The sequence below is a fragment of the Pseudomonas sp. NPDC089758 genome (genome assembly GCF_044748705.1).
In the GTDB taxonomy this organism is placed as follows: domain Bacteria; phylum Pseudomonadota; class Gammaproteobacteria; order Pseudomonadales; family Pseudomonadaceae; genus Aquipseudomonas; species Aquipseudomonas putida_X.
Genome location: NZ_JBIVGN010000003.1, coordinates 16197 through 35838, shown reverse-complemented (window position 1 = coordinate 35838; position 19642 = coordinate 16197). Strand labels below are relative to the sequence as shown.

19 protein-coding genes are annotated in these 19642 nt (G+C 59.9%); 12 read left to right on the top strand and 7 right to left on the bottom strand.

Features of this window, described 5'->3' with window-relative positions; genetic code table 11:
* Positions 1–27 precede the first annotated feature (27 nt).
* The 6 genes from ACIPZH_RS04795 to ACIPZH_RS04770 all read left to right on the top strand — a co-directional run bounded on the left by ACIPZH_RS04795 (position 28) and on the right by ACIPZH_RS04770 (position 6723).
* On the top strand, positions 28–1314 hold the full coding sequence (locus tag ACIPZH_RS04795; protein ID WP_400626188.1) for an ABC transporter substrate-binding protein: 1287 nt from the start codon (positions 28–30) through the stop codon (positions 1312–1314).
* Positions 1315–1462: 148 nt separating this feature from the next.
* The gene (locus ACIPZH_RS04790) at positions 1463–2371 is read left to right on the top strand and encodes a carbohydrate ABC transporter permease (RefSeq protein ID WP_400635367.1); all 909 of its coding nucleotides are present in this window, start codon (positions 1463–1465) and stop codon (positions 2369–2371) included.
* The gene (locus ACIPZH_RS04785) at positions 2364–3209 is read left to right on the top strand and encodes a carbohydrate ABC transporter permease (protein ID WP_241804287.1); all 846 of its coding nucleotides are present in this window, start codon (positions 2364–2366) and stop codon (positions 3207–3209) included. Before ACIPZH_RS04790 ends, ACIPZH_RS04785 begins: the two co-directional genes overlap by 8 nt.
* A gap of 3 nt (positions 3210–3212) precedes the next feature.
* Positions 3213–4367 (top strand): ABC transporter ATP-binding protein, encoded by a 1155-nt coding sequence (locus ACIPZH_RS04780; protein WP_400626191.1) that lies wholly within the window; start codon positions 3213–3215, stop codon positions 4365–4367.
* A 91-nt stretch (positions 4368–4458) separates the two neighbouring features.
* Positions 4459–5751, top strand: a complete 1293-nt coding sequence (locus ACIPZH_RS04775) for a carbohydrate porin (RefSeq protein WP_267824086.1) — start codon at positions 4459–4461, stop codon at positions 5749–5751.
* A 117-nt stretch (positions 5752–5868) separates the two neighbouring features.
* Positions 5869–6723 carry a D-hexose-6-phosphate mutarotase gene (locus tag ACIPZH_RS04770; protein ID WP_241804289.1) on the top strand — a complete coding sequence of 285 codons (855 nt, stop codon included), beginning with the start codon at positions 5869–5871 and terminating at the stop codon, positions 6721–6723.
* On the opposite strand, the gene hexR is transcribed toward ACIPZH_RS04770, so the two are convergent.
* Positions 6716–7579: a DNA-binding transcriptional regulator HexR gene (hexR, locus tag ACIPZH_RS04765; protein WP_174141604.1), complete on the bottom strand. Its 864-nt coding sequence runs from the start codon at positions 7577–7579 to the stop codon at positions 6716–6718. The genes ACIPZH_RS04770 and hexR overlap by 8 nt on opposite strands.
* 211 nt (positions 7580–7790) lie before the next feature.
* Between hexR and zwf the strand changes: the two genes are divergently transcribed.
* The 3 genes from zwf to ACIPZH_RS04750 are packed head-to-tail and all read left to right on the top strand — an operon-like array spanning position 7791 to position 10652.
* A complete protein-coding gene (gene zwf / locus ACIPZH_RS04760) occupies positions 7791–9260 on the top strand; it encodes a glucose-6-phosphate dehydrogenase (RefSeq protein ID WP_204918797.1) in 1470 nt (489 codons plus the stop codon).
* Complete coding sequence (gene pgl, locus ACIPZH_RS04755) at positions 9247–9960, top strand: 6-phosphogluconolactonase (protein ID WP_400635365.1); 714 nt, start codon at positions 9247–9249, stop codon at positions 9958–9960. The genes zwf and pgl overlap by 14 nt, the downstream gene beginning before the upstream one ends.
* Before the next feature lie 17 nt (positions 9961–9977).
* Positions 9978–10652, top strand: a complete 675-nt coding sequence (locus ACIPZH_RS04750; protein WP_400635364.1) for a bifunctional 4-hydroxy-2-oxoglutarate aldolase/2-dehydro-3-deoxy-phosphogluconate aldolase — start codon at positions 9978–9980, stop codon at positions 10650–10652.
* 265 nt (positions 10653–10917) lie between these two features.
* Here ACIPZH_RS04750 and ACIPZH_RS04745 read toward each other — a convergent pair whose 3' ends face one another.
* From ACIPZH_RS04745 to aepX, 3 genes are read right to left on the bottom strand one after another with little or no spacing between them, the layout of a single operon-like run.
* The gene (locus ACIPZH_RS04745; RefSeq protein WP_400635362.1) at positions 10918–11544 is read right to left on the bottom strand and encodes a PHP-associated domain-containing protein; all 627 of its coding nucleotides are present in this window, start codon (positions 11542–11544) and stop codon (positions 10918–10920) included.
* 3 nt (positions 11545–11547) lie between these two features.
* Positions 11548–12108: an HD domain-containing protein gene (locus tag ACIPZH_RS04740; RefSeq protein WP_400626207.1), complete on the bottom strand. Its 561-nt coding sequence runs from the start codon at positions 12106–12108 to the stop codon at positions 11548–11550.
* Positions 12089–12973, bottom strand: a complete 885-nt coding sequence (gene aepX / locus ACIPZH_RS04735; RefSeq protein WP_400635360.1) for a phosphoenolpyruvate mutase — start codon at positions 12971–12973, stop codon at positions 12089–12091. The genes ACIPZH_RS04740 and aepX overlap by 20 nt, the downstream gene beginning before the upstream one ends.
* Positions 12974–13183: 210 nt before the next feature.
* Between aepX and ACIPZH_RS04730 the strand changes: the two genes are divergently transcribed.
* Entirely contained in the window at positions 13184–14377 is a 1194-nt protein-coding gene (locus ACIPZH_RS04730; protein ID WP_400635358.1) for an MFS transporter, read from the top strand.
* Positions 14378–14487: 110 nt separating this feature from the next.
* Here the strand turns inward: ACIPZH_RS04730 and leuA are convergent, their stop codons facing one another.
* Positions 14488–16161: a 2-isopropylmalate synthase gene (gene leuA / locus ACIPZH_RS04725; protein WP_125924466.1), complete on the bottom strand. Its 1674-nt coding sequence runs from the start codon at positions 16159–16161 to the stop codon at positions 14488–14490.
* 243 nt (positions 16162–16404) lie between these two features.
* Here leuA and ACIPZH_RS04720 point away from each other — a divergent pair, with 243 nt between their 5' ends.
* Positions 16405–16659: a hypothetical protein gene (locus tag ACIPZH_RS04720; protein ID WP_400635356.1), complete on the top strand. Its 255-nt coding sequence runs from the start codon at positions 16405–16407 to the stop codon at positions 16657–16659.
* Here ACIPZH_RS04720 and ACIPZH_RS04715 read toward each other — a convergent pair.
* Both ACIPZH_RS04715 and xseA read right to left on the bottom strand, forming a co-directional pair.
* Positions 16637–17464 (bottom strand): peptidoglycan DD-metalloendopeptidase family protein, encoded by an 828-nt coding sequence (locus ACIPZH_RS04715; protein WP_400635354.1) that lies wholly within the window; start codon positions 17462–17464, stop codon positions 16637–16639. The two genes, ACIPZH_RS04720 and ACIPZH_RS04715, sit on opposite strands and share 23 nt — an antisense overlap.
* Positions 17465–17467: 3 nt before the next feature.
* Positions 17468–18847 carry an exodeoxyribonuclease VII large subunit gene (gene xseA / locus ACIPZH_RS04710; protein ID WP_241804297.1) on the bottom strand — a complete coding sequence of 460 codons (1380 nt, stop codon included), beginning with the start codon at positions 18845–18847 and terminating at the stop codon, positions 17468–17470.
* 192 nt (positions 18848–19039) lie between these two features.
* Here xseA and ACIPZH_RS04705 point away from each other — a divergent pair, with 192 nt between their 5' ends.
* Positions 19040–19597: a sugar ABC transporter ATPase gene (locus tag ACIPZH_RS04705; protein ID WP_267818414.1), complete on the top strand. Its 558-nt coding sequence runs from the start codon at positions 19040–19042 to the stop codon at positions 19595–19597.
* Positions 19598–19642: the final 45 nt, after the last annotated feature.

Sequence of the window (19642 nt, the reverse complement as noted above, 5' to 3'; positions counted from 1 at the left end):
CGGCATAACAACAAGAAAGGTACTCCGATGAATTCGACTCTCCGCCTCGCTGCCGCCATTTCCTTCGCCTCCCTGTTCCCGCTCAGTGCCTTCGCCGCCGACTCCAAAGGCAGTGTCGAAGTGGTGCACTGGTGGACTTCCGGTGGGGAAAAAGCGGCGGTCGATGTGCTCAAGGCCCAGGTCGAGAAGGATGGCTTCACCTGGAAGGATGGGGCTGTTGCCGGCGGTGGTGGGGCCACGGCCATGACCGTGCTCAAGAGCCGCGCGGTGGCCGGTAACCCGCCGGGTGTCGCCCAGATCAAGGGGCCGGACATCCAGGAATGGGCTTCCACCGGCTTGCTGGACCCGGATGTGCTCAAGGATGTGGCCAAGCAAGAGAAGTGGGACTCGCTGCTCGATAAGAAAGTCGCCGATACCGTCAAGTACGAAGGTGACTACGTGGCCGTGCCGGTGAACATCCATCGCATCAACTGGCTGTGGATCAACCCTGAAGTGTTCAAGAAGGCCGGCATCGACAAGGCGCCGACCACCCTCGACGAATTCTACGCCGCCGCCGAAAAACTCAAGGCGGCCGGCTTCATCCCGCTCGCCCATGGCGGCCAGCCATGGCAGGACAGCACGGTGTTCGAGAGTGTGGTCCTGTCGGTGATGGGGGCAGACGGTTACAAGAAAGCGCTGGTCGACCTCGATGAAGCCACGCTGACCGGGCCGCAGATGGTCAAGTCACTGACCGAGCTGAAGAAGGTCGCCACCTATATGGACCCCGACGGCAAAGGCCAGGACTGGAACCTGGAAGCGGCCAAGGTCATCAATGGCAAGGCCGGCATGCAGATCATGGGTGACTGGGCCAAGAGCGAATGGACCCTGGCCAAGAAGACCGCTGGCAAGGACTACCAGTGCGTAGCGTTCCCTGGCACTGACAAGGCTTTCCTGTACAACATCGACTCGCTGGTGGTGTTCAAGCAGAACGACGAAGGCACGGCCGCTGGCCAGCAGGACATTGCCAGAAAGGTGCTTGGCCAGGACTTCCAGAAGGTCTTCAGCATCAACAAAGGCTCCATTCCCGTTCGTAACGACATGCTCGCGGACATGAGCGCCTACGGCTTCGACGCCTGCGCCCAGACGTCGGCCAAGGACTTCATGGCCGACGCCAAGACCGGCGGCCTGCAGCCGAGCATGGCGCACAACATGGCCACTACGCTGGCCGTGCAGGGCGCCTTCTTCGATGTGGTGACCAACTACATCAACGACCCCAAGGCAGACCCTGCAGCTGCAGCGAAGAAGCTGGCTGCGGCGATCAGATCGGCCAAGTGAAAACCTGATGGCCCCATCGCCGCCAAGCCGGCGCCCACAGTTGCTCCGATGCTTTTGAACACTGTGGCGTACCGGTGGGCGCCGGCTTGCCGGCGATGAGGTCAGTACCGTCAATACAGGGGCTGCCCAGGCCCCGGGTAATCACATCATGACTACAGCAACCGCCCAACTGCGGGCCTCCCCCCTGGATGCGCTGCAGCGCTGGCTACCCAAGCTGGTGCTGGCACCGAGCATGTTCATCGTCCTGGTGGGCTTTTACGGCTACATCCTGTGGACGTTCGTCCTGTCCTTCACCACCTCGACCTTCCTGCCGACTTACAAGTGGGCGGGCCTTGCGCAATACGCCAGGCTGTTCGACAACGATCGCTGGTGGGTGGCGAGCAAGAACCTGCTGGTGTTCGGCGGGCTGTTCATCGGTATCAGCCTCGCCATCGGCGTACTGCTGGCGGTGCTGCTCGACCAGCGCATCCGCCGCGAAGGTTTCATCCGCACGATCTACCTGTACCCCATGGCCCTGTCGATGATCGTCACCGGTACCGCTTGGAAATGGCTGCTCAACCCAGGCATGGGCCTGGACAAGCTGTTGCGTGACTGGGGCTGGGAAGGGTTCCGCCTGGACTGGCTGATCGACCCCGACCGCGTGGTGTACTGCCTGGTCATCGCCGCCGTATGGCAAGCCTCGGGTTTCATCATGGCGATGTTCCTTGCCGGCTTGCGCGGGGTCGACCAGTCGATCATCCGTGCAGCACAGATGGATGGTGCAAGCCTGCCACGCATCTACTGGACCGTGGTGCTGCCGAGCCTGCGCCCGGTGTTCTTCAGTTCGCTGATGATCCTCTCGCACATTGCAATCAAAAGCTTCGACCTGGTGGCCGCAATGACTGCCGGTGGCCCGGGCTACTCGTCCGACCTGCCGGCCATGTTCATGTACTCGTTCACCTTCAGCCGCGGCCAGATGGGCATGGGCTCGGCCAGCGCCATCCTCATGCTCGGGGCGATCCTGGCGATTCTCGTGCCTTATCTGTACTCGGAGCTGCGGAGCAAACGCCATGCATAGCCCTATCGAAAAACCGCTGCCGAGCATCAGCCGCATCGCCATCCACGCGGTGTTGCTGATCGCCGTGCTGCTTTACCTGGTGCCGCTTGTGGTGATGCTGCTGACCAGCTTCAAAACCCCGGAGGACATCAGTACCGGCAACTTGCTGAGCTGGCCGACCGTGGTCAGCGGCATCGGTTGGGTCAAGGCCTGGGGCACGGTCAGCGGCTATTTCTGGAACTCGATCATGATCACCGTGCCAGCGGTGCTGATCTCGACCGCCATTGGTGCACTCAACGGATATGTGCTGTCGATGTGGCGTTTCCGTGGGTCCCAGTTGTTTTTCGGCCTGCTGTTGTTCGGTTGCTTTTTGCCGTTCCAGACCGTGTTGCTGCCAGCCTCGTTCACCCTCGGCAAGCTGGGCCTGGCCAGCACCACCAGCGGGCTGGTGCTGGTGCATGTGGTCTATGGCCTGGCCTTTACCACGCTGTTCTTCCGCAACTTCTATGTGAGCATTCCCGATGCGCTAGTCAAGGCCGCACGCCTGGACGGTGCCGGGTTCTTCACCATTTTCCGCCGCATCATCCTGCCGATGTCGACACCCATCATCATGGTCTGCCTGATCTGGCAGTTCACCCAGATCTGGAATGACTTCCTGTTCGGCGTGGTGTTCTCCAGCGGCGATTCGCAACCGATCACCGTGGCGTTGAACAACCTGGTCAATACCAGTACCGGGGCCAAGGAGTACAACGTCGACATGGCGGCGGCGATGATCGCCGGCCTGCCAACCCTGCTGGTCTATGTGGTGGCAGGCAAGTATTTCGTTCGCGGGCTTACAGCCGGCGCGGTCAAGGGGTAAGTCATGGCAACGCTTGAACTTCGTAATGTGAACAAGACCTACGGCAGCGGCCTGCCGGACACCCTCAAGGACATTCAGCTGTCGATCAAGGACGGCGAATTCCTGATTTTGGTCGGCCCTTCGGGCTGCGGTAAATCGACGTTGATGAACTGCATCGCGGGCCTTGAAAACATCACCGGCGGCGCGATTCTCATCGATGATCAGGATGTCAGTGGCATGAGCCCCAAGGATCGTGACATCGCTATGGTGTTCCAGTCCTACGCGCTGTATCCGACCATGAGCGTGCGCGAGAACATCGAATTCGGCCTGAAGATCCGCAAGATGCCGCAGGCCGCGATCGACGAGGAAGTGGCCCGTGTGGCCAAGCTGTTGCAGATCGAACACCTGCTTGCACGCAAGCCGGCGCAGTTGTCCGGTGGCCAGCAGCAGCGGGTGGCGATGGGCCGCGCGTTGGCGCGGCGGCCGAAGATCTACCTGTTCGACGAACCGTTGTCCAACCTCGACGCCAAGCTGCGCGTCGAGATGCGCACGGAAATGAAACTGATGCACCAGCGACTGAAAACCACCACGGTGTATGTCACCCACGACCAGATCGAGGCCATGACCTTGGGCGACAAGGTTGCGGTGATGAAGGACGGCATCATTCAGCAGTTCGGTACCCCGCAACAGATCTACAACGACCCGGCCAATCAGTTCGTCGCCAGCTTCATCGGCTCGCCACCGATGAACTTCATTCCGGTGCGCCTGGCCAGGCAGGACGGGCGCCTGCTGGCCCTGCTCGACAGCGGCCAGGCACGGTGCGAGCTGCCGTTGGGCATGGCCGTCGACGAACTCGACGGGCGCGAGGTCATCCTCGGCATCCGCCCGGAGCAGATCAGCCTGGGTACCGGCGAGGGCAATGGCCTGCCGGGCATTCGCGCCGAGGTGCAGGTAACCGAGCCTACCGGCCCCGACCTTTTGGTCTTCGTCACCCTCAACCAGACCAAAGTGTGCTGCCGCTTGGCGCCGGATGTGGCGTGCCGGGTCGGTGACAGCCTTAACCTGCAGTTCGACCCGGCTCGGGTGCTGCTGTTTGACGCCGCCAGCGGCGAACGCCTGGACTTGAATACTGCCAACGTTTCAGTGAAGGACAACGTGACTCACCTCAAGAGCCGTTGAATCGTCGACACCATCAATAAGAAAAAGAGGACGCAAAGGGATGGAACAGCGCAATCGCATAAGGACCTTGGGCTCGCTGGCCCTGCTGGCCATGGTTGGGAGCAGTGGGGCTCAGGCCGCCGAGGCCTTCTCCAGCGAATCGAAATGGATGACCGGCGACTGGGGGGGGACCCGTACCGAGCTGCTGGAAAAAGGCTACGACTTCACCCTCGACTATGTGGGTGAGGTCGCTGGTAACCTCAATGGCGGCTACAACGACGACAAGACCGCGCGCTACAGCGACCAGTTCGCCCTCGGCGCGCACCTGGACCTGCAGAAGATCTTTGGCTGGCACGATGCCGAGTTCAAACTGGCGATCACCGAGCGAAGTGGCCGCAATCTTTCCAATGACCGTATCAGCGACCCGCGGGCCGGCCAGTTCAGTTCGGTGCAGGAGGTATGGGGGCGCGGCCAGACCTGGCGCCTGACCCAGATGTGGATCAAGCAGAAGTACTTCGACGGTGCCCTGGATGTGAAATTTGGCCGGTTCGGCGAGGGCGAGGACTTCAACAGCTTCCCCTGTGACTTCCAGAACCTGGCCTTCTGTGGATCGCAGGTGGGCAACTGGGTCGGCGGCATCTGGTACAACTGGCCGGTCAGCCAGTGGGCGTTGCGGGTCAAGTACAACATCACGCCAGAGTTCTTCGTGCAGGTCGGCGCGTTCGAGCAGAACCCTTCCAACCTGGAAACCGGCAACGGCTTCAAGCTCAGCGGCAGCGGCACCAAGGGCGCGATCCTGCCGGTGGAGGCGGTGTGGTCACCGCACGTCAACGGCCTGCCGGGCGAGTACCGCCTGGGCTACTACTACAGCACGGCTGATGCCGAAGACGTCTACGAGGACGTCAATGGCAACCCGCAAGGGATCAGCGGCGCCGGCTTCAAGTCACACTCCAGCAAGCATGGCTGGTGGGTGGTTGCGCAGCAGCAGGTCACCGCCCATGGTGGCGACGCCAGCCGCGGTCTGAGCCTGTTCGCCAACTTCACCGTGCATGACAAAGCGACCAACGTGGTCGATAACTACCAGCAGGTGGGGCTGGTCTACAAAGGCGCCTTCGATGCCCGGCCCAAGGACGATATCGGCTTTGGTATCGCCCGCATCCACGTCAACGATGACGTGAAAAAACGTGCCGAACAGCTCAATGCCCAAAGTGGCATAAATGACTACGACAACCCGGGCTTCGTGCCGCTGCAGCGCACCGAATACAACGCCGAGCTCTATTACGGCTTCCACGTCACCAACTGGCTGACCGTTCGCCCGAACCTTCAGTACATCAAGAGCCCCGGTGGGGTGGACGAGGTGGACAACGCGCTGGTCGCTGGTTTGAAGATTCAGTCGTCATTCTGAGCCTGTTTGTTGTAAATTTACGCCAATCCAAAAACGGCTCCCGGCATCCACTGGCTTGCAGTGGTTGTCGGGGATAGGCCGAGACAGCGCTATCTCAAACAACAAGAGCTTGGAACCATGCCTGAACATCCGCTACATCGCTTCTTTACCGCACAGCGGCCCAGGCCGACATTCGAGTGGGAGCGTTACCAGCAGCGCGATGTGCTGATCATTGACCACCCCCGTTGCCAGGCGGTGTTCAGCCGCCAGGGTGCGCAACTGCTGCACTTCCAGCCGGCCGGTGAGCGGCCCTGGTTGTGGTGTGCCGAGCAGTGGCCGCAGGTGGGGGCGATCCGTGGGGGCGTGCCGGTGTGTTGGCCGTGGTACGGTCGCCACCCCAGCGAGGACCTGTGGCCTGCCCACGGCTGGGCGCGCCTGCTGGACTGGAAGTTGGTGGACAGCCGTGAGGACGAGGAGGGCGTGAGCCTGAAGTGGCGCCTGGACTTGTGCGACTGGCAGGTCGACCTGCATGCTCGCCTGGGTAGCCGCATGGAACTGAGCTTGAGTACCGAGCACCAGGACAGCGAACCCTGCCAGTTGAGCCATGCACTGCTGGCCTACTGGCGTATCAGCGACGTTTCCGAGATAGCGCTGTCCGGGCTTGAAGATATCCAAGGCTATGACCGTCTGAGCCGGCAAGCCTGCCGCGAAGACGGCGCGTTGAAGCTCAAGGGCGGCTGCCAGAAGGTCTATCCCGGCACGCCGCGCGTACAGCTGCAGGACCCGGCCTGGCAGCGAGAACTGTGCATCGATACGGGTGACAGTGACGATACCGTGGTCTGGCACCCCGGCAACCGCCCGTTGATGGGTGTGAGCGGGCGCGAGTGCCAGGGGTTCGTCTGTGTCGAGGCGGCCAGCGGCAGCGGTGAAGGCCTGAGCCTGGCGCCGGGGCAGCGCGCCCATTTGCGGCTGCAGGCGCACCGGCTCAGCTGAGTTCGTCGTCCTCGATCGGGTAGCGGCTGGCGTTGAGGCTTTCCTTGATCTTGCGCAGGTGCGGCTGGAAGTCCACCCCGCGGCGCAGGGTCATCCCGGTGGCGAGTACGTCGAGCACGGTAAGCTGGATGATCCGCGACGTCATCGGCATGTAGATGTCGGTGTCTTCCGGTAGCGGGATGTGCAGGCTGAGGCTGCACGCTTGGGCCAAGGGGGAGCCGGCGGCGGTCAGGCCGAGCACCGAGGCGCCGTTTTCGCGGGCCAGGCGCGCTACCTCCACCAGTTCGCGGGTGCGCCCGGTGTAGGAGATGATCACGAACAGATCGCCAGTGTGAGCCACCGAAGCCAGCATGCGCTGCATCAGCACGTCGGCGTGGGCCGAGACGGCGAGGTTGAACCGGAAAAACTTGTGTTGGGCGTCCAGGGCTACCGGGGCGGACGCGCCCAGGCCGAAGAAGTGGATCTGCCGGGCCTGGATCATCATGTCCACGGCGCGGCTGACCTGCTGCGGGTCAAGCTGCTGGCAGGCGCTGTCGAGCGAGGCGATTGCACTGGCAAAGATCTTCTGGGTGTAGGCTGCAGGATCGTCATCGGCCTCGACCGCGCGGCTGACATAGGCCGCACCACTGGCGAGGCTTTGCGCCAGCTGCAGCTTGAGCTCGGGGTAACCGCTGACGCCGAACGAGCGGCAGAAGCGGTTGACGGTCGGTTCGCTGACCTTGGCCGCCTGGGCCAGTGCGGCAATGCTGAAACGGGTGGCTTGTTGCGGGTTGAGCAGGATGACTTCGGCGACTTTGCGTTCGGCCTTGTTCAGCTCGTCGAGGCGTCCCTGGATCTGCTCCAGGAGGTTTCGCACGCGGTCCATGGGTGTGTCCTTGGGTCGAGAAGACAGCCGGCTGGCGGAGCAGCAGGCTTTTTGCACAGTCGTCTATCGTACTGTCGGTGCGGGTGGCGCACCACTTATCTGTAACACTTGTGTGTAATGTTGTGGTTTTTACTACATTTTCTCTTGAAAACCGTATGTGAAAGCGGTATTCCTAGGCCAACTTTAGGAAAGAACCAACATCATGGCTGCGATCAGTGTTGAACCTTGCACCTTTGCCCTGTTTGGCGCCTTGGGCGACCTGGCATTGCGCAAGCTGTTTCCTGCGCTCTACCAGCTCGACCGCGCCAATTTGCTGCACGCCGATACTCGCCTGCTGGCGCTGGCACGCGAGCCTGGCAGCGTACAGGAGCACCTGAATACCATCGAGGCCCATCTGCGCAAGCACGTGGCGGAGGCTGATCTGGAGCCTGCGGCGCTGGCGCGTTTTCTGGGGCGTCTGAGTTACCAGCACCTGGACTTCCTGCAGCCGGAGGGCTACCAGGCCCTGGCTGAGCAGGCACCTGCCGAGCTGCCGTTGATTGCCTATTTCGCCACTGCGGCGGCCGTGTACGGCGCGATCTGCGAAAACCTCGACAAGGCGGGCCTTGCCGCGCGCACCCGGGTGGTGCTGGAAAAGCCCATCGGGCACGATCTCGAGTCATCGCGCCGGGTGAACGACGCCGTGGCGCGGTTCTTCCCGGAAAGCCGTGTTTACCGCATCGACCATTACCTGGGCAAGGAGACGGTGCAGAACCTGATTGCCCTGCGCTTCGCCAACAGCCTGTTCGAAACCCAGTGGAACCAGAACTCCATCTCCCACGTGGAAATCACCGTGGCCGAGAAGGTCGGCATCGAAGGCCGTTGGGGCTATTTCGACAAGGCCGGCCAGCTGCGCGACATGATTCAGAACCACCTGCTGCAGCTGTTGTGCCTGATCGCCATGGACCCTCCCAGCGAGCTTTCAGCCGACAGCATCCGCGACGAGAAGGTCAAGGTGCTCAAGGCCCTTGCCCCGATCACTGGCGAGGGCTTGAGTACCCGCGTGGTGCGCGGCCAGTACATCGCCGGCTACAGCGACGGCAAGCCGGTGCCGGGTTATCTGGAGGAAGACAACGCCAACGCCCAGAGCGACACGGAAACCTTCGTCGCCCTGCGTGCTGATATTCGTAACTGGCGTTGGTCGGGCGTACCGTTCTACCTGCGTACCGGTAAGCGCATGCCGCAGAAGCTGTCGCAGATCGTCATCCACTTCAAGGAGACGCCGCACTACATCTTCGCCCCGGAGCAGCGCTTGCAGGTCGGCAACAAACTGATCATCCGCCTGCAGCCGAGCGAAGGCATCTCTTTACGCGTGATGACCAAGGAGCAGGGCTTGGACAAAGGCATGCAACTGCGCAGCGGCCCCTTGCAACTGAATTTTTCCGACACCTGGCGCACCGCGCGGATTCCGGATGCCTACGAACGCCTGCTGCTCGAGGTGATGCGCGGCAACCAGAACCTGTTCGTGCGCAAGGATGAAATCGAATATGCCTGGAAGTGGTGCGACCAGTTGATCGCGGGCTGGCAAAGCGCCGGCGATGCGCCCAAGCCGTATGCGGCTGGGTCCTGGGGGCCGATGAGCTCGATCGCACTGATTACACGTGATGGGAGGGCGTGGTATGGGGATATCTGAATTGAATTTGCCGACATCGGTCAACGCGCATCAGCTGAATGATGCCCGCGTACTTTCGGCAACATTGGCGGCTGATGTGGCCGAGCGCTTGCGCGCAGCCATCGCCGCGAAAGGGCGGGCTTGCCTGGTGTTGTCCGGCGGCCGCAGCCCGGTGCCGTTCCTGGAGAAGCTGGCGACCGAGGCCCTGGACTGGTCCAAGGTCACCGTCAGCCTGGCCGACGAGCGTTGGGTGCCGGTGGAGCACGCCGACAGCAATGCCGGTTTGCTGGCCCGCCATTTGTTCCAGGGAGGCGCTGCCAAGGCTCGTTTTATCGGGCTGTATCAGCAGGCCGAGAACCTCGACGCGGCGGCCGCCCAAGCCGACCAGGCATTGGCCGATCTGCCGGCCATCGACGTGCTGGTACTGGGCATGGGCGACGATGGTCATACCGCTTCGCTGTTCCCCGGCAGCCCGAATCTGGCCGAAGGCCTGGACCTGAACAGCACGCGCCGCTGCCTGCCGTTGCTGGCGCCGAGCGTGCCGCACCAGCGCCTTTCGCTGACCCGTTCCCTGCTGGCCAGCGCCGCGTTCATCGCGCTGTCCGTGCAGGGCCCGGGCAAACTCGCTACCCTGCGCGCCGCGCTGGCGGGCAACGACCTCAATGAAATGCCGATTCGCGCCTTTCTTCACGACCCCTTGGACATCTACTGGTGCCCATGAGCAAAGGATCCACTGTCATGACCACCCTTGAACGCCCCCAGCCTCTGCTCTCGATGGCCGAGAAAGCCGCCCGGATCGATGCGATCTGTGGGGCGGCGCGCATCCTGCCGGTGATCACCATCGCCCGTGAGGAAGACATCCTGCCGCTGGCCGATGCCCTGGCCGCTGGTGGTATCCGCACCTTGGAAGTAACCCTGCGCTCGCAGTTTGGCCTGAAGGCTATCCAGGTGCTGCGAGAGCAGCGGCCGGAGCTGTGTGTCGGCGCCGGCACCGTGCTCGATCGCGGCATGTTTGCCGCGGTCGAGGCCGCCGGCGCTCAGTTTGTCGTGACCCCGGGGATCACCCAGGACATCCTCGAGGCTGGGGTGGACAGCGATATCCCATTGTTGCCGGGCATCAGCACGCCTTCGGAAATCATGATGGGTTATGCCCTGGGTTACCGCCGCTTCAAGCTGTTCCCGGCGGAAATCAGTGGCGGCGTGGCAGCGATCAAGGCCTTTGGTGGCCCGTTCGGTGATATTCGATTCTGCCCTACCGGTGGGGTCAACCCGGCCAACGTGCGCAACTACATGGCGCTGCCCAATGTGATGTGCGTGGGCGGAACCTGGATGCTCGACAGCAGCTGGATCAAGAACGGCGACTGGGCGCGGATCGAAGCGTGTAGCGCCGAGGCGATGGCTTTGCTGGACTGATACTGAATTTGTTGTGTGCTTTACGGCTTATGGGGCGCTTGGTCGGCGCCCCTCTTTTTGCCCGGCGTTTTTGAATTGCCAGTGCCGACCCTTTCGCGGGTCAACCCGCTTTCACAGGCATTGCACAGCTTTCGAATTCTGTGAAGTCTCTATGGGAGCGGGTTGACCCGCGAAAGGCCGGTATAGGTTAAAAAAGCCCGCATCAAATATGCGGACTTTCTCGTTCATCGCGGCACCGCTTAAGTCGACTTGGCTTTCTCCCGGCTCAGCGACGCGTGTTATCTTCATTTATAAGTGTTTTACAAGCGCCTATGGATATGAATGAGTGAGAGTCAGACCCTCCTGTAGTGTCGAGATTTAATGTCGATGCTAATGTCAAGTATTTATGTATGTTAGTGAGGTCTTTGGCCGGGACCTCGATCGCGTTTATGCAGCGTTTTAAAGCTTCAAGATCTGAGCATGTCTTACCTGGCCAAAAAATATGGTGGGCTACTAGTTTAAAAGGTCTGCCTCGCTTCTCTAGCAGTCCATGAAGCGTATCCAGGGTATACGCGCTCGCTCGTCGATCAAGACTCAGCAGTGTTTCCAGGTCAGCATGCACGCCAATGTTCATATTGTTCGCGAGATGTAGCTCTGCACCGGGTAACACAAGGACACCGTTACAAATAACTGAGCCATCTCCCTGCGTGCTACCACCGAGGCGATTGCTGCAGAATAGACCCAGCATCAGTTTTTCGTAAGCATCAGCTTCGATGTGTTCGGTGATGCAGATTGCATCGAGTTCATTAAAGTTTGCTACTTTCAGCGTCTGGCTCACTGAATTCCAATCCGGCTCTGCTTGCTGCTTCCACATGAGCAGATGCACATGAGCATCCAATACTGTCCTTTTCATTCATCACCTCATTACGGCCATGATGATTTTTTCATACCTTGAATACGCATTCACGAATCCATTGTCATAAGGCGTGTCATCAAATTTTCGGATGGATAGCGCGTCATGGTGGTATGGCTGGTTTTGAAATGCCAAGATTTCTTCGCTTGTCATACGTCCCCCCTGGTTAAGTAAGCTTGACAGTGATCCCGAACTCAGTTGATTGTTGTAGTTTTCATTAACGGTGATTAAGTATCGCTTTGCATCGATATGGAGTTGAATGGGGATGCAGACTGACTGAGGGAACCATCGGTTTAGCCATTGGGCACCCAGATCAGCATGCTGGCAGTCCTTTTCATATGGAGTCATTTCCGGGTCACTGTTGCATAGGAAATGGCCAATGTCGTGGAACAACGCTGCGACAATCAGTTCTTCCGCACAGCCCTCAGTCAATGCCTGGTGAGCACTCCAAAGCGAGTGCTCCAAGAGTGTCTCGCCGTTGCTAAGCTTTACTTTTTTACATTCAAGCATGATTGTTTTGAGCATGTGGCAGGCAGCCCGCATGCTAGCTTTCTTGTCGAGCATAAATCAGTTCCGCATCCTTTAGTTCGTCGTAGTTCAAAAGTTGAAATACTTCGGAGAGCGAGCAGATGTTATTGTCGATGTTGCAGATGCTATTGTCTGCCTGAATTTGTGCTGCTGCATTTCGCATTGCAAGCAATGAGGCCCGCATCATTTGGTTTGCACATATATACACCGAGACCCCAACTTCCTGTAGTAGCTCCGTCGACACGTTTTTATAGGTTGTTGGGGCGACTATCAAAGGGCAGCGTCCTGCCCAGCACTTACTGAATTCCAATATGTCGAATCCGTCTGTCTCTTTGGAGTGTATAAAAATTCCATCGGCACCTGCTTCGTAGTACTGCTCCGCTCGTTTCAAAGCCGCCTGGGCACTCATTCCGGCTACCAATGCTTCTGTACGAGCAATAACAATAAAGTCATCGTCCCGTTTCGAATCCTGCGCAGCTTTAATCTTTCCGCAAAATTCATCCACGCTACTAAGTGCGTGCTCATGGCTGACGAACGAGTTCATTTTAGGAAACTGTTTGTCTTCTAAAGAAACTCCAGCTATCCCATAGTGCGACAGGCGCTTAACTATGTGCCTTACATTATTGAAATTACCGAAGCCTGAATCTCCGTCGAAAAGAACAGGGATATTTACTGCGTCAGCTATGCATTGAGCGACCTCCATGACCTGACTCCATGATGCCTCATTGCAATCGCGAAGCCCCATCGCTGAGGAAATAGCGAGTCCCGACGCCCAAATAGCTGGATAGCCCGTTTCCTCGACTATTCTAGCGGAGAGCCCATTGTGGGCCTCCAGAATCAGGTCGAGCCTGCCGTTGAATAATAGTTTTCGGAAACTTCCTACAGTTTTTTTTCTTGACATCACAAACTCCGTTTTTTGTTGTTGTGGATGAGTTGCTGATTCAGTCTTAGTCGCACTTGGTGAAAAATTCAATGCTCTGTATGTTTTTTTTACATTTGATCTTCCATAGATAAAATTGTCACTGTCAGGTGGCAATTCAACCTAATCTGCTGGTTGACGGTAGATTGGCCGCGATTTACGCTTCGTTGATTGATTTGTAACTAGTTAATTATGAACAATCAATCAAAGGCAATAACATGTCTGCTTCTTGCTTTCTTTGTCGAGGCGTGTGCAGCGCAGGTGATTTTTATCTACGTACCGCTAAGCATGCTAAGTGGGTCGGGGGATGAAGTTTTCTCAGCGCTGCTAAGAGCGACCGTTTATTTAGGTCCAGTTGCCTTTGGTTATTGGGCTGGGAGACTTGTGGATGGAGTTCGCTCGCGAGCCTTAGGTTTCTTGGTCGCGCTGGGGCTATGCTGTGATGTGGCGTTGTATGCGATTCGGCGAGGGGGATGGACGTTGTTAGAGACGTTTGTTCTATTAAGTGTGATTTCCATCGGGATATATATACTCAGCAATCTTCGTGCTTGCCTGATACCCCGTATCCTCCATAAAGATTTACTCCCGCGCATGAATGCACGATTACTTATCGTCGAGCACTGTGCGCTCATCCTATCGCCCGTCGCCGTCTCATATTTTTTGATGTTGCAAAATCCGGCGGTAGTATTTTATGGTGCTTCCATTTGTTTTTTGCTTTCAAGTTTTCTGTATCGCTACTCCTCTTTCGAACTCCCGCCTCGCATCGCCCCGGTTGTCCCCACTTCCTTTATCTCCAGCTATAGGGCGCTTGTGCAAAACAAGCCGCTGGTGCATGTTGTTTATATCGTCGTGGGCAATAATGCCTTCACAGCTATTTATCTTTTTTTCGTGCTCCTGAGTGCTGCGGACAGTGGGGTATTCAATATCAGCGAAACACCATTCCTTTTGGTTTCATATGCTTTGGGTTCCATTTTTTCCGGATTAGTCGCACCGAGGATGATGCGTGCATTAAATACCCGCATTGCTGTGTGTACATGCAGTGCTGGAATGGCTGCATCAGGGGTGTCGCCACTTGGACTAGGAACGGTTGAGTCTTACTATGTGTCGGCCTTTTTCGTGGGCTTCTTTGGGGCCTATGTGATCATTACAGCTTGGACATTGAGACAGGCGCTGGTACCCGCGGATTTGCTTGGCAGAGTCACCGGAATCACCAGTGCACTCTTCAAAGTTTCGATGCTGCTTTCTGTCCCATTGGCAGGGTTGATAAGCAGTTCTTTTGGCAGTGCTGTAGCCATACTTGCGGGTATTGTGCCCGTAGGGTTAGGGCTCACACCTATGGCAGTCGCTTCGTTGAAAGTGAAAATGGGTAGTCCTCATACTGACTGACGGGCCTGATTTTTCTTAAACTGTTGTTTAAGCTGGCTGACAGTCCAACTGGTGAATCCAGGGTAAAAAAAAGCCCGCATCACAGATGCGGGCTTTTTTGGGGGGGCAAGTTACGCGGCCTTGGCCTCTTGCTGGCTCAGCGAGCGGTTCAGCGCGCTGAACAGTGCCTTGAAGCTGGCAGTGGTGATGTTCTCATCGATACCCACGCCGTGCACCGGGCGGCCACCGGCGACGCGCAGTTCGATGTAGGCGGCGGCCTTGGCATTGGTGCCGGCACCGATGGCGTGCTCGTTGTAGTCCATGATCTCCACCGCAACCGGCAGGCCGGCTACCAGGGCTTCAAGGGCGCCATTGCCCTTGCCGCGCCAGTGCAGGGTAGTTTCGCCTTCACCGGCGACTTCCACTTCCACTGCGCTGTGGCCGTTTTCTTCCTGCAGGCGGTGGCTGACCAGTGCGTACGGGCTGTTGGCCTGGAGGTATTCCTTGTGCAGCAGGCTGTAGATCTGCTGCGCGGTCATTTCCAGGCCAAGGCGGTCGGTTTCACCCTGAACCACCTGGCTGAACTCGATCTGCATGCGGCGCGGCAGGCTGATGCCGTACTCCTGCTCGAGCAGGTAGGTGATGCCGCCTTTGCCCGACTGGCTGTTGACGCGGATCACGGCCTCGTAGCTGCGGCCGATGTCGGCCGGGTCGATCGGCAGGTACGGCACTTCCCACAGCTCGCCTTCCTGCTGCTTGGCGAAGCCCTTGCGGATGGCGTCCTGGTGCGAGCCGGAGAACGCAGTGTGTACCAGGTCACCGACATACGGATGACGCGGGTGAACCGGCAGCTGGTTGCACTCTTCGACCACTTTGCGCACGCCATCGATGTCGGAGAAGTCCAGTTGTGGGTCGATGCCCTGGGTGTAGAGGTTCAGTGCCAGGGTCACCAGGTCGACGTTGCCGGTACGCTCGCCATTGCCGAACAGGCAGCCTTCGGCACGGTCGGCACCGGCCATCAGGCCCAGTTCTGTGGCGGCGATGCCGGTGCCGCGGTCGTTGTGGCAGTGCAGGCTGATGATCACGCTGTCGCGGCGGCTGATGTTGCGGCAGAACCACTCGATCTGGTCGGCGTAGATGTTCGGCGTGGCAACTTCCACGGTGGCCGGCAGGTTGAGGATGACCTTGTGCTCTGGCGTCGGGTTCCACACTTCGATGACTGCGTCGCAGACTTCCTTGGCGAACTCAAGCTCCGTGGCGCTGAAGGTTTCCGGCGAGTACTGGAACGTCCACTGGGTTTCCGGCTGCTGGGCGGCGTACTTGACGAACAGCTTGGCCGCGTTCACCGCGATGTCCTTCACGCCTTGCTTGTCCTGGTTGAAGACGATGCGGCGGAACGACGGGCTGGTGGCGTTGTACAGGTGGACGATGGCCTTCTTGGCCCCGCGCAGCGATTCGAAAGTACGCGCGATCAGATCTTCACGGGCTTGGGTGAGCACCTGGATGGTGGTGTCATCCGGGATGTGACCCTCTTCGATCAAGGTGCGCACGAAGTCGAAATCGGTCTGCGAGGCGGACGGGAACGAGGCTTCGATTTCCTTCACGCCAACCTGCACCAAGGTCTTCCAGAACCGCAGCTTCTTCTCCGAGTCCATCGGCTCGATCAGCGACTGGTTGCCATCACGCAGGTCCGAGCTGCACCAGATCGGTGCTTCGGTGATGGTCTTCGACGGCCAGGTACGGTCTGGCAGGTCGATGGTCGGGAAGGCGCGGTACTTCTTCGAAGGGTCTTTGAGCATGGTCATGGAAGCAATCCTTTTGTGTGCGGCCGAGATCGGGCCTGCCGAGCGATAACGAGATGAAGAGGCGAGGCGACGCGATCAGCCTGGTAGTCGGGCGCTGACCAGGCAGAGGCTGCGATGTTGTCGGAGCAGGATGAGGGTGCTGGAGGTTTTCATGCCTTCAACCCTAACCAGTGGGGTGAGGGATGGCAAGGGCTGCCGAAAAATTGAGATAAATGCTTAAAAAAATCTTTATGGCGAGATTTTATGGCCGTTATTCGTCTCAAGCTTTATACCTGTTGCGCGGTATTTTTTGATCGCGCAAATCAAGCCAAGGGGTGCAAAAGGGCAGGCCCCATCGCCGGCAAGCCGGCCCACCACGGCCGCGCGGTTCTTCAGGCCAGCGCTTTACCTGTGGAAGCAAGCGTCTTGCCCGATATCCCAAAGCCGGCGCAAATCCATGTGGGAGCCGGCTTGCTGGCGATGAAGGCGCTACGGATCAAGGTTGGAACGCCCCAATGAAGATGGCCGGATCCACCCGCGCATCATTCAGGCTAACGTTCCAGTGCATGTGCGGCCCGGTCGCCCGCCCGGTCGACCCAACCTTGCCCACCACATCCCCGCGTCGCAGCTGCTGGCCGACATTCACGTCGATCTTCGACATGTGGCAGAACATGCTGATGAAGCCTTGCCCATGGTCGACGAACACCGTGCGGCCATTGAAGAAATAATCGCCCACCAGAATCACCTTGCCATTGGCCGGTGTCTTGATCGGCGTGCCGGCTGGCACCGCGAAATCCAGCCCCGCATGCGGGTTGCGCTCTTCACCGTTGAAGAAGCGGCGAACGCCGAACTTGCTCGACAGCGGGCCGCTGACCGGCTTGTCGAGGATCAGGTTGCTCGGCAGGTTGGGGCTGAAGCTGCGGTAGGCCTTGATCTGCTCGGCCAGTTCACGGTCGATGCGCTTGAGGTCGGCGGGGTTAGGGTTGACCTGGCGCTTGTTCTTCAGGGTGATGTGCTGCTCGGGGTACTTCTTGGTGCCAACGCTGAACGGCAGGGTGCGCCCGCCTTGGGACAGCACGGCCGTGCCGGGCTTTTGCGTCAGTGGAATGCCGACGATGGCCAGCCAGTTGTCCTGCTCTTTGACCACCAGCACCGGCTTGCCGTCGAAGAGTGCGCTCGGCGCTGTGGCCGCCGGGCCCAGATCGACCACGGCAACGCCACCCGGGACAGGTTTGTTCAGGGTGCGGGTGATGTAGCTGGCCTGGGCGCCGCCAGCCAGCAACAACAGGGATAGGGCAAGCAGAGGGGCGAACAGGCGGGGCATGTGTCAGTCCAGTAGGGAAAGGGTGACCGGAGTCAGGTGGTTGTCCTCGACGCGCACCTGCAATTCGCCTTCATTCAGGCGGGCTGTCAGGCGCTGGCCGTTGCGGGTTTGCTCGGCACTGCGGATGGCTTGGCCATGCTCGTCGAGCAGGATGCTGTAGCCGCGTGCCAGGGTCGCCAACGGGCTGACCACTTGCAGCGTCTGCAGTTGCGCCTGAAAGCGCTGGCGACGGTCCTTGAGCACCTCGCGCATGGCCCGCGGCAGGCGCTCGGCGAGGCTGTCCAGGCGTTGGCTGAGCAGTTTCAGCGTGCGCCCCGGATGTTGCGCGGCCAGGCGTGTGTCCAGGCGCGCCAGGCGTTCGCGGCGCTGGTTGAGGCCCTGCAGGAACGCGCGGCGCAGGCGCATGTCCAGGTCGTCCAGGCGCTGGGCCTGCTGGCGCAAGCGCTCGCCGGGGTGGCGCAGGCGCCGGGTCAGCGATTCCAGGCGCAGGCGGTCGTGGGCCAGGCGGTTCTGCATGCGCAGCAGCAGGCGCCGCTGCAGCCCTTCAAGGCGCTGCTGCAGCCCGCTGTTATCGGGGGCAAGCAGCTCGGCAGCGGCTGATGGCGTAGGGGCGCGCACATCGGCAACGAAGTCGCTGATCGACACGTCGGTCTCATGGCCCACGGCGCTGACGATCGGTGTGACGCAGGCCGCGATCGCACGCGCCACGGCCTCTTCGTTGAAGCACCACAGGTCTTCCAGCGACCCGCCGCCACGGGCCAGGATCAGGGCATCGAAACCGCGGCTGTCGGCCAGGCGAATGGCGCGCACGATCTGCGCGATGGCTTCGCGGCCCTGCACCGCTGTGGGGATCAGGTTCAGTTCGACTTGCGGAGCGCGGCGGCCGAAGACGCTGATGATGTCGCGGATGACCGCACCGGTGGGCGAGCTGATGATGCCGATGCGTTGCGGGTGGGCTGGCAGCGCCTTCTTGCGTTCGGCACTGAACAGGCCCTCGGCCCCGAGCTTTTCCTTCAGTGCCTCGAAGGCCAGGCGCAGGGCGCCGTCACCGGCCGGTTCGACCGTGTCGAGAATCAACTGGTAGTCGCCACGGCCTTCGAACAGCGAGACCTTGCCACGCACTCGCACTGCCAGGCCATCACGCAGGGCCTGGCGGACCCGCGTGGCGCTCTGCCGGAACAGCGCGCAGCGCACCTGGGCGCCGCTGTCCTTGAGGGTGAAGTACATGTGGCCGGAGGCCGGGCGGGCGAGGTTGGATATCTCGCCTTCCACCCAGACACTGCGGAACACGTCTTCCAGCAGCACACGGGCACGGCCGTTGAGCTGGCTGACGGTGAGGACCTCGCGGTCCAGGCCGAGTCGTTCGAAGGGGTCTTTGATCATGGGGGCATGATAAGGGGGTGGGGGGAGGGCGCCAAGTGCAGGGGGCAATTTTGCCTTGGACAAGGTGGTTGCGCACAGAGGCCTCGGCTGTTGCAGCGATGGCGCCTGCGGCCTTGCGCTGTCCAGGTCGCTACCTGGGCGCGTGAACGGTAGAATTGCCCGACCACCGCAATCCCCAGGCCCGTTTCGCCCATGAACACCCAGAGCATCATCGTCCCTAAACTTTCCACCGTACCTGTGCACGAGGCCCGCGCCCGGGCCATCCTGCGCTGGCTGGTACGCGAAAAGGTGGTCGAGGAGCAACTGACCACCTGTGGTCGCACCGGCAACCGCATGGGCCATGCCCTGGCCGAAGGTGCACGCAAAATCGCCCTGCACCCGGAACAGCTGCCGATCGGCGTGCCGGTGAACGGCCTTGAAGTGATGCTCAAACGCTGCATCTATACGCCCACCGAGGGTTTCCTCGAAGAAGCCGGCTGCCCCGAGTGCCGGCGCGAGGTGGGTGAACCTTTGTTCGAAAGCCTGGAGGAGTGGATGCCGGGGGTGAGTGACAACTTCACCTGCCCGTTGTGCGGCTTCGAAGACGACATCAATGGCTTCATTTACCTGCAGCCATGTGCCTTTTCCAACCTGGGGTTCATCTTCAACAACTGGGGCGAGGCCGGGTTTACCCAGGCCTTTCTCGACAGCTTCGCCGACTGGCTGGACCAGCCGGTGGCGGTGGTGCAGGTAAAACTGCCAGCACGCTGACCGAAGGCCCTTATTTTGCATTGAGCGGCGCGCCGTGGATGAGTA

Excerpts from the sequence above, each read along its gene's own strand:
- ACIPZH_RS04740 (WP_400626207.1), bottom strand. The coding sequence starts at position 12,108 with ATGCTCGACAAGAAAGCTAGCATGCGGGCTGCCTGCCACATGCTCAAA.
- ACIPZH_RS04780 (WP_400626191.1), top strand. The coding sequence starts at position 3,213 with ATGGCAACGCTTGAACTTCGTAATGTGAACAAGACCTACGGCAGCGGC.
- xseA (WP_241804297.1), bottom strand. The coding sequence starts at position 18,847 with ATGATCAAAGACCCCTTCGAACGACTCGGCCTGGACCGCGAGGTCCTC.
- ACIPZH_RS04785 (WP_241804287.1), top strand. The coding sequence starts at position 2,364 with ATGCATAGCCCTATCGAAAAACCGCTGCCGAGCATCAGCCGCATCGCC.
- zwf (WP_204918797.1), top strand. The coding sequence starts at position 7,791 with ATGGCTGCGATCAGTGTTGAACCTTGCACCTTTGCCCTGTTTGGCGCC.
- aepX (WP_400635360.1), bottom strand. The coding sequence starts at position 12,973 with ATGTCAAGAAAAAAAACTGTAGGAAGTTTCCGAAAACTATTATTCAAC.
- ACIPZH_RS04705 (WP_267818414.1), top strand. The coding sequence starts at position 19,040 with ATGAACACCCAGAGCATCATCGTCCCTAAACTTTCCACCGTACCTGTG.
- ACIPZH_RS04745 (WP_400635362.1), bottom strand. The coding sequence starts at position 11,544 with ATGAAAAGGACAGTATTGGATGCTCATGTGCATCTGCTCATGTGGAAG.
- ACIPZH_RS04715 (WP_400635354.1), bottom strand. The coding sequence starts at position 17,464 with ATGCCCCGCCTGTTCGCCCCTCTGCTTGCCCTATCCCTGTTGTTGCTG.
- ACIPZH_RS04750 (WP_400635364.1), top strand. The coding sequence starts at position 9,978 with ATGACCACCCTTGAACGCCCCCAGCCTCTGCTCTCGATGGCCGAGAAA.
- pgl (WP_400635365.1), top strand. The coding sequence starts at position 9,247 with ATGGGGATATCTGAATTGAATTTGCCGACATCGGTCAACGCGCATCAG.
- ACIPZH_RS04730 (WP_400635358.1), top strand. The coding sequence starts at position 13,184 with ATGAACAATCAATCAAAGGCAATAACATGTCTGCTTCTTGCTTTCTTT.
- ACIPZH_RS04770 (WP_241804289.1), top strand. The coding sequence starts at position 5,869 with ATGCCTGAACATCCGCTACATCGCTTCTTTACCGCACAGCGGCCCAGG.
- ACIPZH_RS04720 (WP_400635356.1), top strand. The coding sequence starts at position 16,405 with ATGGCCGTTATTCGTCTCAAGCTTTATACCTGTTGCGCGGTATTTTTT.
- ACIPZH_RS04795 (WP_400626188.1), top strand. The coding sequence starts at position 28 with ATGAATTCGACTCTCCGCCTCGCTGCCGCCATTTCCTTCGCCTCCCTG.
- ACIPZH_RS04775 (WP_267824086.1), top strand. The coding sequence starts at position 4,459 with ATGGTTGGGAGCAGTGGGGCTCAGGCCGCCGAGGCCTTCTCCAGCGAA.
- leuA (WP_125924466.1), bottom strand. The coding sequence starts at position 16,161 with ATGACCATGCTCAAAGACCCTTCGAAGAAGTACCGCGCCTTCCCGACC.
- ACIPZH_RS04790 (WP_400635367.1), top strand. The coding sequence starts at position 1,463 with ATGACTACAGCAACCGCCCAACTGCGGGCCTCCCCCCTGGATGCGCTG.